The organism is Rhizobium sp. FG96 (genome assembly GCF_057808655.1).
The window spans coordinates 134008-146187 of the sequence record NZ_JBMDIL010000003.1 but is presented as its reverse complement, the minus strand read 5'-3'; the positions used below and the strand labels follow the sequence as shown (position 1 = coordinate 146187).

Below are 12180 nucleotides of genomic sequence, written 5' to 3'. Positions count from 1 at the left end.
CCAAACGGGTTCTGCAACTGAAAGCTGGTTGAAAGCTTCGACCGGATACCTACAAGGCCGCATCGTGGAGGAGGCACAATGTTCGTGGCGAAATGCGATGCGCCCATTTTATCCCGGAGGAGACCTTCATGCGTTTCACACGCAATCTATTCAATGGAATCGCCCTTTCTGCCGTCGTCACCGCCGCATCGCTTGGCGCATCCGCCGCACATGCTGCCGATAAGATCACCATCATGGTCGGTGGCTACGAGAAGCAGATCTATCTGCCCGCCAAGCTTGCCGAGAGCCTCGGCTACTTCAAGGATGAAGGGCTGGATGTCGAGCTTCTGAACGAAGCCGCAGGCGTCGATGCCGAAAACCAGCTGCTGGCTGGCGCCGTTCAGGGCGTCGTCGGCTTCTACGATCACTGCGTAGACCTGCAGGCCAAGGGCAAGTTCGTCGAATCCATCGTCCAGTTCAGCCAGGCGCCGGGCGAAGTGGAACTCGTTTCCACCAAGCATCCCGAAATCAAGTCGCCGGCCGACTTCAAGGGCAAGAGCCTCGGCGTCACCGGCCTCGGCTCCTCGACCAATTTCCTCACCCTCTTCATGGCTTCCAAGGCCGGCCTGCAGCCGGGCGACGTCGTGACGGTTCCGGTCGGCGCCGGCGGCACCTTCATCGCCGCCATGCAGCAGGACCAGATCCAGGCGGGCATGACCACCGAGCCCACCATCTCGCGCATGCTGAAGACCGGCGAAGCCAAGGTTCTCGTCGACATGCGCACGGTCGATGCGACCCGCCAGGCGCTCGGCGGCACCTATCCGGCAGCCTCGCTCTATCTCGAAAGCTCCTGGGTGGACGAGCACAAGGAAGAAACCCAGAAGCTCGCCAACGCCTTCGTGAAGACACTGAAGTTCATCAACACGCATTCTGCGGCCGAAATCGCCGACAAGATGCCGAAGGATTTCTACGTCGGCGACAAGGATGGGTACATCAAGGCGCTTGAAGAAGGCAAAGGCATGTTCACGCCGGATGGCGTGATGCCGGAAGATGGCCCGAAGACGGTTCTGGCCGTGCTGTCCGAGTTCTCGAAGAACGTGAAGGGCAAGCAGATCGACCTCTCCAAGACCTACACGACCGAGTTCGTCAAGAACGCGAAGTAACTTCTGTCGCGACGGCTCCCGCCGGATGGCGGGAGCGCAGCGCGCTATGGGCACTGCGTGCACGCCCGCAGAGGCACGCATAGGTATCGCCATGCAGCAGGAAAACATGAAGACGCCTGCGGTGGAGCTGATCAACGTCAGCCGCCGCTTTGTCTCGCCGACCGGCAAGTCCCTCACCGCTCTCCGCGACTTCAACATGACCGTCGAACGCGGCGAGTTCGTTGCCGTCGTCGGCCCGACGGGATGCGGCAAGTCGACGACGCTCAACCTCGTGACCGGGCTTGCCCGGCCGAGCGCCGGAGAAGTTCGCCTGATGGGCGGCCCGATCACCGGCATCGACCGCCGCGTCGGCTTCGCATTCCAGACCGATGCGCTCTTCCCCTGGAAGAACGTCATCGACAACGTGATGGCCGGGCCGCTGTTTCGCGGCAAGTCGAAGGCGGAAGCCGAAAAGAGCGCCAAGGACTGGTTGGCCCGCGTCGGCCTGTCGAAATTCCTGCATCACTATCCGCACCAGCTTTCGGGCGGCATGCGCAAGCGCGTCTCGCTGGCGCAGACCTTCATCAACGAACCGGAAATCCTGCTGATGGACGAGCCGTTCTCGGCGCTCGACGTGCAGACCCGCACCGTCATGCATGAAGAGCTGCTGAAGCTCTGGGCCGAGCGCAAGGCTTCGGTGATCTTCGTCACCCACGACCTCGAGGAAGCCGTGGCACTCGCCGACAAGGTCTATGTGCTGACGGCAGGCCCGGCGACGGTGAAATCGGTCTACACGATCGATCTGCCGCGGCCGCGCGTCGTGTCCGAGATCCGCTACGAGCAGAACTTCATCGACTATTGCAAGACCATCTGGGACGACCTGCGCGAAGAGGTGGAAACCAGCTACCGCCGCGCAAGCGAAGCGGCCTGAGGGAGGGGACAATGACTGATACGACAATGGGCGCAGGCTCGGCTGCGCTGTTTCGCCCGGGCACTTCGGATGCGGAAATCGAGGCATCCGCGATGAAGGCGATGAAGCGTCGCACCGCGCTTGTCCGCTTCTGGCAGATCGCCATCCTCGTCTTCGTCATCGGCATGTGGGAGCTGTCCTCCAACATGCAGTGGATCGATCCGTTCTTCTATTCGAGCCCGAGCGGCGTCATCGAGCGCCTCTACGAATGGGCGACCGAGGGCACGACCGAAGGCTCGCTCTGGTACAATCTGTGGGTCACCATGGAAGAGGCGCTGATCGGCTTCTTCGCCGGCTCGATCACCGGCGTCTTCGTCGGCATCGGCCTTGGCCGCAACCGTTTCCTCTCGGATATCTTCTCGGTCTACATCAAGGCGATCAACTCGATCCCGCGCGTCGTTCTCGCGCCGATCTTCATCATGATCATGGGTCTCGGCCTTCCTTCCAAGGTGGCGCTTGCCTTCATCATGGTATTCTTCGTGGTCTTCGCCAACGCCTTCCAGGGTGTGCGCGAAGCCGACCGCAACATGATCGCCAATGCCCGCATTCTCGGCGCCTCCGACTGGCAGGTGACGCGCACCGTCGTCATTCCCTCGGCGATGAGCTGGATCTTCGCCAGCCTTCACGTCTCGTTCGGTTTTGCAATCATCGGCGCCATCGTCGGCGAGTTCGTCGGCGCCCGCTTCGGCATCGGTCAGCTGATCTCGATCGCCAAGGGCACCTTCGACGCCGCCGGCATGTTCGCCGCGATCCTGCTGGTCATGGTGGTGACGCTCGTTGCCGAATACATCATGACGATCATCGAGAACCGCCTCGCCAAATGGCGGCCGCAGCAGCAGATGGACGTGCAATAAAAGAGGCCATCCTCCCAAGGCTTCGGAAGGCCGGATCGAGAGATCCGGCCTTTTTCATGCCTATCCCGCAGCCGCGACCGGAAGCCGGACGCTGACGACGAGACCGCCGCCATCGGCCTCGGCAAGGTCAACCGTGCCACCGGCGCCGTCGACCACTTCGCGGACGATCGCCAGTCCCAGGCCGCTGCCGTCGCCTTCGGTGCCGAGCACCCGATAGAAGCGCTCGAACACCTGTTCGCGTTCATCGGCCGGAATGCCGGGACCATTGTCCTCGACATCGAGAACGGCAAGATCCCCTGCCCGGCGGACCGAAATAGTCACCCGGCCGCCGCGGCGGGTGTAGCGGATCGCATTGTCGACGAGATTGACGAGCATTTCCCGCAGCATCGTGCCGTCGCCTTCGACCGGCACGGGGCCTGAAACCTCCAAGCCGAGATCGATATCGCGCTGCAGCGCCTGCTCGGCATGGGCCGCGACGATATCGCGGGCTGCAGCGGATAGATCGATCGTATCGCTGCGCGGCCTCCGGCTTCCGGGCTCGGCACGCGACAGCGTCAGAAGCTGACTTGCCAGACGGGACATATGACGCGTGCTGCTGCGCAACGCCTGCAGCGCCTCGTCGCGCTTCATCTCATCCGTCTCGCGCGCTGCCACGCTCGCCTGCGTCGACATCAGCGCCAGCGGCGTCCTCAGCTGATGCGCAGCATTCGACACGAACCGCCGCTGCGCCGCCATCTGGTTCTGGACGCGCTCCATGTGATCGTTGAGCGCCCGCACCAGCGGCTGGAATTCGGTCTGGACCATGGCCGGCGACAGCGGATCGAGCCGCTCACGCCCGCGGGCACGCACGGCATCGCGCAGGCGCAGCGCCGGTGCCAGCCCCCGCTGCAGGCCGATGATGGTGACCGCGCCCGCGAGCAGCACGAGAATGAACTGCTTGCTAAAATCGTCGAGCCACAGCCGCCGGCGCAGCGCATATTGGCTGTTGTGGGTAATCGCCACGGTGACCGAGATATCGCCATCGTCAGGCAGGCCGACGACCGGGTGATTGAGCGTCAAGGCGCGAACGGTCGAGTTGCGGAACGTCACGTCCTGCCCAGTGCGATCGACGGTTGGCAGCGGCAGATCGGGAAAGCCGCTGACCAGGTTTCCCCAGGCGGTGATCACCTGATAGAAGACCTGATCGCCATAGCCGGTATCGAACATCTCGAGCGCTGCAGGCGGAATATCCGCCTCGATATTGCCGCCCTCATCAACCCGAACCGCTTCCGCGATCACCCGCGCCGAACTCAGCAGCGTGCGGTCAGAGACCAGCTTCGCCGTCTGGTCGGCCGTCCGATAGCTGTCATAGAGATTGAAGCAGATCGCCCCGACGAGCGTCAGCACGACCCAGGCCAGCAGCTGGGCTCGCAGGCTTTGCCGCAAGCTCCAGACACCCGCCAACACACTCCGCAGACGGCTCATCCTAGGACGCGTCCCGCAGCAGATATCCAAGCCCGCGCAGCGTCGCGATCTGGGCAGAGCTCGTCTCAAGTTTCTTCCGCAGCCGGTGGACGTAGATCTCGATGGCGCTCGGGTCCGCCTCATCATCGAAACCGAAGACGCTTTCCGACAGCGCCGCCTTCGACACCGTCGTTCCGACCCGGGTGATCAGATGCTCGAGAACCGCATGTTCCCTAGGCGTCAGGGCGAGCGGCTCGCCATTGATAGAAAATTGCCGCGTCGCGCCTGCAAAGGTGAGATCGCCGACCACCACCTCGGGCGCCGCACGATCCTGCCCGCGCCGGACGATCGCCCTGATGCGCGCCTCCAGCTCGGCAATCTCGAAGGGCTTGGCGAGATAATCGTCGGCACCGCCATCCAGGCCGGCGACGCGGCCGTCGAGGCTGGCATTGGCCGTCAGGATGATGACGGGAACCCTCTCGCCGCTCTGCCGGAGCCGCTTCAGAAGCGTCATGCCGTCGATTTTCGGGATCGAGAGATCGAGGATCACCGCCGAATAGCTCGCCACTTTCAGCATCAATTCGGCATCCTCGCCATCGAAGGCTATGTCGACTGCATATTGCGCCTGGCGGAGAGCCTTTGCGAGCCAGTCGGCCAGCTCTCTGTTGTCTTCGACGATGAGGATTTTCATGCGCTAGCTATATCATTTCCGGGAGCCGGAAAGAAAGCGTCCGGCCTTGCTGCGCGGGAGAAAAGCTCGCGTTTTCGCAGGGGATGCGGGCTCCCGGAAGGAGCCCGCTGACCTCGCTACCCGCTCAGGACTTTGTCGTACTCGCGGTATAGATCTCGTCGATCGTCTTGCCGAGGCTGGTGTCGAATTCAGCATCCGCCATCGTCACCCGCAGGTCTTCGGTCAACGCGCGTGAGAAGCTGGCGATCATGCCGTGATTATGGCTGAGCTTGTCGCAGGCATCGGCGCGCGTGTAGCCGCCGGAGAGCGCCACGACGCGGATGACCGACTTGTGGTCGCTGAGCGGCTTATAGAAATCGGCGACACTCGGAAGCGTAAGCTTCAGCATCACCTTCTTGCCGGACGGAAGCGCATCGAGCTCGCGCAGGATTTCCTCGCGCAGGATTACCTCCGCCTCGCGCTTGGTCGGGCTCTTGATCGAGACTTCAGGCTCGATGATCGGCACGAGACCGTGCTCGAGGATGCGCTGACCGACCGTGAACTGCTGATGCACGACGGCGGCAATGCCCGCCCGGTTCGCTTCAGCGATGACCGAGCGCATCTTGGTGCCGAAGATGCCCTTCTTGACCGCCCGCTCCAGCAGCCCGTCGAGCTCCGGCATCGGCTTCAGCACCTGGACGCCATTGACCTCAGCCGCCAGTCCCTTGTCGACCTTCAGGAACGGCACGACACCGCGCTCTTCCCAGAGGAATGTCGGCACAGGCTTACCCTTGGCCTCGCCATCCATGGTCTTTTCGAAGAGGATCGCGCCGATCACCTTGTCGCCGGAAAATGCCGGCGCCGTCATGATGCGCACGCGCATCTCGTGCATCAGCCGGAACATTTCGTCTTCGCCGCTGTAATCGCTATCGGCGATGCCGTAGAGGCGCAAAGCCCCCGGCGTCGAGCCGCCGCTCTGGTCGAGCGCTGCGATGAAACCCGCTTTGTCAGCCATCTGAGACATCATTTTTGCATCAGCCATTATTTTCCCCATTGCGCTGCAACTCGCGCGTTTCAGAAGACGGCATCGAACCGGGCAGCCGCCCGGCGCAAAAGCAACGTCTCACATTCCTGCACAAACGGCCACCTTCTTGCGAAGGCGGCCGGAGCTAAAAATGGAGCAGGCCGAGCCCGGCTCAAGACGGGCGTATGGAGCAAATTATTGTGTCAGGCGTGGCAGACCTGTTGCGGCCACCTGGCCGATGGTTTTGAAGGCGGCCGTCAGGTCGGTAGCGTTCTCGGCGTAGAAGAAAGTCGCCGCAGATGTCGCACATTTCGACAGCAGGTTCTTACCCTGGTCGGAGGCGCTGAAGGCAACCGTATAAACAGTGATCCCCTTGCTCTTTGCCGTGGCGCAATGGGTCAGCGTCGTCGTGTCGTCGGACGACGAGGAGTTTTCGCCGTCGGTCATGAAGACGATCGCCTTGTTCGGCGTCAGGCCGTTCTTGTTCTTGTGGATCGTGTCTTCACTGGTCGAGTTCAGCGCATCGAGCGCCACCTTGAAGGCGCCCGTCGAGCTCGTGCCTCCGGTCGGGGTCAGCGCGTCGATATAATTGTCGGTTGCCGACCAGCCCCAGGCGAGCGGCGTCTCCGTCTGCTTTGCGGAATTGTAGGACACGGCGCCGGTGCGGATCAGGCCAGCGCTCGGGTCGGCGGTCGCAAAGGTGCTGAACAGCGTGTCTGCCGCGAGCTTCAGCGCCTCGATGCGCTGATAGTAGCAGGGCGTCTTGCTGCCGCCGTCTTTGATCGTGCTGGCATTCGGCATGTAGTAATAGTGACAGGGCTGCGTCGTCGACTTGATCGACGTGGTGCTAGTCTGCATCGAGCCGGAGCGGTCGAGAACCAGATACATCGACAGCGAATTGCTTGCGCCGCGCGACGATGTGGACCGGCTGCTGATGGAGATCTTCGCAGTCTGCTGGTTGAAGACACTCATCATCGGCGACAGCGCCATGGAAAGATCGAAGGCAAGATCGACGGTATAGGTTTTGCTGTTGTTGACGCCGGTGACCGTCGAGACGGTGATCTGCGGCGAGACAGTCAGGCCCTCGCCGGTCATCTGGCCCTTCAGATAGTCCGTCGCCAGCGATTTCGCCTGCGCCTCGGTAATGCCGTTCGATGCCAGCGCCGAAGAGGCCGCGAGTGCCGCGCCATCGGCGTAGTTCTGCAGGTTCTGCTTCGTCAGCAGCATATTGGAGAAATCGACGGCGACGCCAGCCGATCCGATCAGAACCGGCATCAGCACCGCCGTCATGATCCCGAAATTGCCGCCGATATCACTGACGAATGCACGAATTCTACGCTTGAACATCCTGGCCCCCGCCGCTTTTGTTTCGGCCAGCATCTCCCGCCGCTAATTAAGATCGGCCTTCAATTGACGGGAGACGGACGGAGATTTCGGAAATATCCTTAAGAATTACAATGCTTTCCAGTTGGTAAAGGCAGTGCGGACCGTCCAGAGGGCGCCACGCCGCCTAGATAAGAAACGCATCATCGATGGGAATCTGCATGGCCGTCAGCAGGTGGTTGTTCTGCCCCGCAAGCGCGATCACCGAGAGCAGTTCGGCATGCTGGGCCTCGGTCATCCCCCGCGCCTTTGCCGCTGCAGTATGCGAGTGGACGCAGTAGGAGCAGCTGTTTGCCGTCGAGACGGCGATGTAGATCATCTCACGCGTCAGCGGGTCGAGCACGCCTTCCGCCGACATTACCGTCTTCACCCCTTCCCAGGTCCGCTTCAGAAGGGCGGGATCGTTGGCGAGGCCGCGCCAGAAGTTGTTGACGAAATCTGACTTGCGGGTGGCTCTGATATCGTCGAACACCGCCTTGGCAGCGGGAATTGCTTCGACTTCGGCATCGGTGAGGAGCTTGACGGTGGCCATTGCGGTTCCTTTCGTGATCAAGAACCGTGAGCCTACATGATTTTCCGCGGCATGCAGCCGTGCGGCGCGAATTCTTCGCCCGCCTTGGGGCTCACCTGACGAACCGGCCATCCCGAAATCTTGCGATACTTCTATCGGTGTGCATATGACACTGAAAATCAGAACGAATCTAATTTAGAGAGCGCAAATGTCCCTCACCCAAAGCGGATCAGCGGATATCGGTTCTGCCGCCGATTTGGCGGAGGCTGGCGTCTTCACCTGGGATCTCGGCACCGACACCGTCTATGCCGATACGACATTGGCGGCCCTCTTCGGTTTCGATGCCGAGGTCGCCCAGTCGGGACAGCCGATCATTCACTTCCTCGACCGCATCGATGCGGCCGACAAGCCGCGCATCGCGCAGGCAATCCACGAGGCGATCGTTACCGGCGCGGCCTATCAGCAGGACTACGACATCCTGCGCCCCGACGGCACGCGCGCAAGTGTCTCGGCCTTCGGCCGCTGCTTCCGTGACGCAGCCGGTACGCCGTCGCATTATGCCGGTATCGTCTGCCCGAAGGCGGATGAGCGCGCGCCGCAGGACAGCCTCTTCTGGCACTGCCTGCAGGCCTATCACCTGGCCCGCCAATGCGGCCAATGGGATATGGTGCGCCATCTGGAGCTGGCGCTCAGAGAATTCGGGCACCCGCTGCGGGCGACGGAAGCCATGCACTGAGCCGGCGCTGGAGCTGATCGCGCGACAGGCGAAAAATACCACTTTCCTTCAATGGCAATCGGATGCATCTCTTCGGCCCTGCGCCGGCGGGTGTCGCCGGCGGTTCGAATGAGAATGGATAAGCATCATGATGCAGCAGGGATGGAACCACCCGGTCGCCGCCATTACCGAAACCGAGCGCGCCGAGCGCCTTGAAAGCCTGCGCCGCCGCATGCGCGAACAGGGCATCGCCGCCACCCTGCTCGGCCCGACAGAGAGCCTGCGCTATTTCACCGGCCTCGTCTGGCACCTGAGCGAGCGCCTGCTCGGCGCCGTCGTCACGGACGACAAGCTCACCTATATCGTTCCGGGCTTCGAACTCAGCCGCGTCGAGACCCTGCCGCACCTGCCGGGCGAGATCGCCGTATGGCAGGAAGAGGAAAGCCCGGCTGCCCTCGTTGCCGCGCTCGCGGGCGACAAGGGCCTGCTTGCACTCGACGATGCGCTGCCGCTTGCCTTCTACCACGCCTTCTCGAAGGTCATGGATCCGGCCCGCCTCGTCGACGGCGGCCCGCTCATCAACGGCCTTCGTCTCATCAAGTCGCCGGCCGAAATCGCCCTGATCAAGTACGCAATGGGCCTCACGCTCGACATCCACGCCAAGGTGCGCGGCATGCTGCAGCCGGGCATCGCCGCTTCCGAAGTGATCCGCTATATCGACCAGCAGCATCGCGCCGCCGGAGCCGATAACGGCTCGAGCTTCTGCATCGTCTCCTTCGGCGGTGCCACGGCGCTGCCGCATGGCGCCGATGGCGAGCAGATCCTGCAGAAGGGCGATGTCATTCTGGTCGATACCGGCTGCCGTCTTGACGGCTATCACTCGGATTTGACGCGCACCTATATGCTTGATGGCGGCAATGCCGAATTCGAGCGCGCCTGGACGATCGAGCGCGCGGGGCAGCAGGCCGTGTTCGATGCCGCCAAGCTCGGCGCCGCGTGCGAAACGCTCGATGCCGCCGCCCGCGAAACCTTTGGCAGCCACGGCCTCGGCCCGGACTATCGCCTGCCCGGCCTGCCGCATCGCGCCGGCCACGGCCTTGGCCTGGAAATCCACGAAGGTCCCTTCATCGTGCGCGGCAACAAGACGCCGCTTGCAGCGGGCATGTGCTTCTCGAACGAACCGATGGTGGTCTTCCCCGGCCAGTTCGGCGTTCGCCTCGAAGACCATATCTACATGAGCGAAACCGGCGCCAACTGGTTCACGCAGCCGGCGAAGGACCCTGTCTCGGTCTGATCGCAGACGAAGCAGCAAATGCAAAACGGCCTGCACGGGATACCCGCGCAGGCCGTTTTCATTTGGCAAAGCCTGTATCAGCCAGCCGGATGCGCTTCTCTTCGGGCAAGCTTGCCCTCTTCGGCCTTGTAGAAATACTGGCTGGCGACCAGCCACCCCTTCAGGGGCCTCAGCGGCGGAATGCAGGTGAGCGCCATGAACGGACCGGTCACCAGGAACTGAACCCAAAGCGGCGCCGAGAAGGCGACTTCGAGCCAGACGCCGAGCAGCACGCTTGGCACGCAGGCAAAGCAGATGACGAAGAAGGCCGGGCCGTCCGCCGGGTCGGCGAAGGAATAGTCCAGGCCGCAGGCCTCGCATTCGGTTTTCAGCGTCAGGAAGCCATTGAACATATGCCCCTGCCCGCAACGCGGACAACGGCCGCGCACGCCGGTCTGCATGGGAGGGAGAGGAGGATAATCGGTATTCACGGCAGTCTCGCTTTTCGGGTTGCGAGGCATCCTTAAATGCATTCAATGCCTCTAAATGTATGCATACAATGTAATTACATTGAACGCGGATTGCTAGTCTATTAGTCACAATGCCGCAGGATTGTGGGAAGAGGATTAATGGAGCCCTTCCGCGCGTCCCCAGCGCTTAACGATAGCGCCGGCAAACGCAAAAAGCGGGCACGACGGCCCGCTTTCATCAAAGTCGATCAAATGAAGCGTCAGAAGAAGGACGCGGCCATCTCAGGCGGCCCTTCGAGCGCATGCGCCATGAAATCCAGCGCGCCACGCAGCCTCTCGCGGCTGATCGGACCGCCGACGCAGACGCGAACGGCTTCGGCGGCTGCACCATCGACAGTAAAGACATCGCTGGCGACGACGCCGATGCCGGAACTGCGCATATGGCTGCCGAAGGTCGAGCGGGTCCAGCCATTGGTCAGCGGCAGCCAGATATTGAAGCTGATCGGATCGGCCCTGTAGCTTCCCTCCGGCAGGATGCCGGCCACCATCTGCTGACGGGCGGCGGCCTCGGCGCGGATGAAGCGGAGGATGGTGTCGGCCGTGCCATCCTCGATCCAGCGCGTTGCCAGCGCCAAATTGAGCGGCGAAGCCATGACATTGTTGGTGCGCATAGCGCTGACGAAGGGCCAGATCGCCTTGGTATCGGGCGCCACGACGAAGGCAAGCCGCAGCCCGGCGCCGATGCATTTCGCCAGTCCGCCGATATGCCAGGTCAGGTCGGGCGCGATGGCCGCGAGCGGCGGCGGGCCATGCAGCGGAATGAAGCCATAGGCGTCATCCTCGACGATCGGCACATGGTATCTGCGGGCAACGGCCGCGATTTCCTCGCGCCGGCGCTCCGGAATGGTCAGCGTCAGCGGGTTTTGCAGCGTCGGATTGAGATAGAGCGCCTTCGGCTTCAGCCGCTCGCAGGCATCCGCCAGCGCATCCGGCAGAATGCCCTCGTCGTCCATCGGCAGGCCGGAAAGATTGAGCCGCAGCTGTGCCGCGATCGAGCGCATGCCGGGATAGGTGATGTTTTCGGAGAGAACCGTATCGCCCGGCCGCGCCAGCAGGCCGAAGATCGCCAGCAGCGCCGGGTGTGCGCCGGGGGTGACGAAGATGCGCTCCTGCGATGGCACGAGGCCACGGCGGCTGAGCCAGGCGGCAGCCGCCTCCTTGTCCATGCCGGAACCGCCGAAGCCCTGATAGCGCAGCAACGGAATGAGATTGGTGGCAACCGCCGACATGCCCTCGCGCATGCGGTCGAGCAGCTCGGGATCATCGGGCTCGGGCGGCAGGTTCATCGAGAAGTCGACGACGGAAGCACGGCGCGGATCGGGCGCTGCGTCGGACGCAAAGCCGCGGCGCTCCTTGTCCTGACCGCCGGTGATGAAGGTGCCGCGCCCGACATGCGAGCCGACCAGCCCGCGCTTCTGCGCCTCGACGTAGCCGCGAGCGACCGTGGTGAAATCGATATTGAGCCTGCGCGCAAGCTCACGCTGCGGCGGCAGCCGGTCGCCGACCGCAAGCACGCCGCTACGCAGATCCATCTCGATCAGATCGGCGATCGCCATATAGCGAGGGCTAGAGGAACGGCTGAGGTCGGGATGCCAGTCTTTCATAGAGTCCATCAATGCGTGATTGAACGGAAAATCCGTTCTGCATTGACTGTATATTGTTGCACCGCCCGATGTCACGCAGAAA

General features: G+C 62.6%; 12 protein-coding genes. 5 read left to right on the top strand and 7 right to left on the bottom strand.

All coding sequences use genetic code 11. The features are described 5' to 3' along the window. Positions 1–128: 128 nt before the first annotated feature. From ACODR6_RS06910 to ACODR6_RS06900, 3 genes are all read left to right on the top strand, one after another. Positions 129–1142: an ABC transporter substrate-binding protein gene (locus ACODR6_RS06910; RefSeq protein ID WP_112711220.1), complete on the top strand. Its 1014-nt coding sequence runs from the start codon at positions 129–131 to the stop codon at positions 1140–1142. Between the two features lie 91 nt (positions 1143–1233). Then, positions 1234–2052: an ABC transporter ATP-binding protein gene (locus tag ACODR6_RS06905; protein WP_112711221.1), complete on the top strand. Its 819-nt coding sequence runs from the start codon at positions 1234–1236 to the stop codon at positions 2050–2052. Positions 2053–2063: 11 nt separating this feature from the next. Beyond that, the gene (locus tag ACODR6_RS06900) at positions 2064–2945 is read left to right on the top strand and encodes an ABC transporter permease (protein ID WP_112711222.1); all 882 of its coding nucleotides are present in this window, start codon (positions 2064–2066) and stop codon (positions 2943–2945) included. 60 nt (positions 2946–3005) lie between these two features. Here ACODR6_RS06900 and ACODR6_RS06895 read toward each other — a convergent pair whose 3' ends face one another. From ACODR6_RS06895 to ACODR6_RS06875, 5 genes are all read right to left on the bottom strand, one after another. Further along, on the bottom strand, positions 3006–4409 hold the full coding sequence (locus ACODR6_RS06895; RefSeq protein ID WP_489021765.1) for a sensor histidine kinase: 1404 nt from the start codon (positions 4407–4409) through the stop codon (positions 3006–3008). 1 nt (position 4410) lies between these two features. Next, positions 4411–5079 (bottom strand): response regulator, encoded by a 669-nt coding sequence (locus tag ACODR6_RS06890; protein WP_203430551.1) that lies wholly within the window; start codon positions 5077–5079, stop codon positions 4411–4413. Between the two features lie 124 nt (positions 5080–5203). Further along, positions 5204–6100: a fructose bisphosphate aldolase gene (locus ACODR6_RS06885; RefSeq protein WP_112711225.1), complete on the bottom strand. Its 897-nt coding sequence runs from the start codon at positions 6098–6100 to the stop codon at positions 5204–5206. A gap of 177 nt (positions 6101–6277) precedes the next feature. Further along, positions 6278–7429, bottom strand: coding sequence for a vWA domain-containing protein (locus ACODR6_RS06880; protein WP_199628296.1), 1152 nt, complete (start codon positions 7427–7429; stop codon positions 6278–6280). 163 nt (positions 7430–7592) lie between these two features. Then, on the bottom strand, positions 7593–7997 hold the full coding sequence (locus tag ACODR6_RS06875; RefSeq protein ID WP_489021762.1) for a carboxymuconolactone decarboxylase family protein: 405 nt from the start codon (positions 7995–7997) through the stop codon (positions 7593–7595). Positions 7998–8184: 187 nt separating this feature from the next. Here ACODR6_RS06875 and ACODR6_RS06870 point away from each other — a divergent pair, with 187 nt between their 5' ends. Together ACODR6_RS06870 and ACODR6_RS06865 are read left to right on the top strand one after the other, a co-directional pair. Continuing rightward, positions 8185–8712, top strand: coding sequence for a PAS domain-containing protein (locus ACODR6_RS06870; RefSeq protein WP_489021760.1), 528 nt, complete (start codon positions 8185–8187; stop codon positions 8710–8712). Positions 8713–8839: 127 nt separating this feature from the next. Next, positions 8840–9985, top strand: coding sequence for a M24 family metallopeptidase (locus tag ACODR6_RS06865; RefSeq protein ID WP_246777616.1), 1146 nt, complete (start codon positions 8840–8842; stop codon positions 9983–9985). 77 nt (positions 9986–10062) lie between these two features. On the opposite strand, the gene ACODR6_RS06860 is transcribed toward ACODR6_RS06865, so the two are convergent. Together ACODR6_RS06860 and ACODR6_RS06855 are read right to left on the bottom strand one after the other, a co-directional pair. Beyond that, a complete protein-coding gene (locus tag ACODR6_RS06860) occupies positions 10063–10455 on the bottom strand; it encodes a DUF983 domain-containing protein (protein ID WP_203430548.1) in 393 nt (130 codons plus the stop codon). A gap of 239 nt (positions 10456–10694) precedes the next feature. Beyond that, positions 10695–12098, bottom strand: a complete 1404-nt coding sequence (locus ACODR6_RS06855; protein WP_489022220.1) for an aminotransferase-like domain-containing protein — start codon at positions 12096–12098, stop codon at positions 10695–10697. Positions 12099–12180 lie beyond the last annotated feature (82 nt).